The organism is Limosilactobacillus frumenti DSM 13145 (genome assembly GCF_001436045.1).
In the GTDB taxonomy this organism is placed as follows: domain Bacteria; phylum Bacillota; class Bacilli; order Lactobacillales; family Lactobacillaceae; genus Limosilactobacillus; species Limosilactobacillus frumenti.
This window is the reverse complement of the sequence record NZ_AZER01000012.1, coordinates 1-1,331: the sequence shown is the minus strand read 5'-3', so window position 1 is coordinate 1,331 and position 1,331 is coordinate 1. Positions and strand designations below refer to the sequence as shown.

General features: G+C 41.6%; 1 protein-coding gene. It reads left to right on the top strand.

The genetic code is table 11. The features are described from left to right. Nucleotides 1–66 precede the first annotated feature (66 nt). Nucleotides 67–1,287, top strand: a complete 1,221-nt coding sequence (locus tag FD27_RS02185; protein WP_057748842.1) for an IS256 family transposase — start codon at nucleotides 67–69, stop codon at nucleotides 1,285–1,287. Nucleotides 1,288–1,331 lie beyond the last annotated feature (44 nt).

The window sequence follows — 1,331 nt, the reverse complement described above, 5'->3', positions numbered from 1 at the left end:
GGTTATGTCCGTATAATTGGTGTAAATTCTAAATAGGACTTTGTGAAATCTGAAAGGAACTTCATTATGCCAAAAGTTGAATTAAATTTAGAGGATGACGAATTAAAGGAGCTATTACTAGGTGATCGGGATAAGGCCATGCAATCAATTATGGCCAAGATCCTTGATGAAATTCTTAAGTCCGAAGTGACTGAGCAGATTAAAGCTAAGGCTTATGAACGTTCGGATGAGCGAACCAATTCACGGAATGGTTATCGGGTTCGTCAGCTTACCACACGAGTAGGAACACTTGAACTACACGTTCCTAAACTCCGTCATGGCAATTTTTCAACACAGCTGTTCAAACGCTACCAGCGTAGTGAGCAGGCCTTTGATTTGGCATTAATGGAAATGGTAATCCAAGGTGTTTCAACACGTAAAGTAGCTGAGATTACTAAGAAGTTATGTGGGACAACCTTTTCTAAAAGTACGGTCTCGGCTTTATGCAATAATTTGGACGACCAAGTGCTGGATTTTAACCGACGTCCCCTTACGCAAAAGTATGCTTTTGTGTATGCCGATGCAATTTTATTTAAGGTACACCGTGGTCACGTTGTGACAAGTAATAGCTTACTCGTTGCGATTGGAATCGACCCTAGCGGTCGTCGAGAAGTGCTCGGTTTTGATATCGGTGATAGTGAATCAAAAGCTGCATGGATGGAATTCTTTAGTGAACTTAAACAGCGGGGTCTTACCAACGTTGATATGTTTGTTTCAGACGCTCATTGTGGCTTAAAGGATGCAATCACTACGCAATTTCAGGGTAGCCTTTGGCAGAGATGTCAATTTCATTTTAGTAATGACTGTACAAGTATTCTGGCACTCAAGGATCGTAAAGAAGTTGCTAACCGACTCAAAGATTTATTTAATGCTCAAACGTACGACCAAGCGGTTGAACGGCGTGACCAATTGGTTAAAGATTGGCAGACCGAGTTCCCTAAGGTGGTGAAGAAATTAGAAAATAGTTTTGACGAATTAATGGTGATTTACCAGCTCCCAGAGGAGCTAAGGAAGCGTCTCCGGACGAATAATACAATTGAGCGGGTTAATCAAGAAATCCGTCGTCGTGACCGTGTAATCCGGATATTCCCGAATGATCTAAGCGTCTTGCGACTAATGGGAGCACTACTGATTGAACAGAATGAAAAATGGGCTGCTGGTCCACGGTACTTAAACATGACCGTTTACCACGGGATTGAAAAAGATGACAATTCAGAAGAAGCCGGTATGCTTAAGCTTGTGAAATGATAAATTCGCGGAATTTAATTTACACCAACATTTTGGACTTGACC

What these genes read in the sequence shown, in the direction of transcription:
- FD27_RS02185 (WP_057748842.1), top strand. Translation starts at nt 67, where the DNA reads ATGCCAAAAGTTGAATTAAATTTAGAGGATGACGAATTAAAGGAGCTA.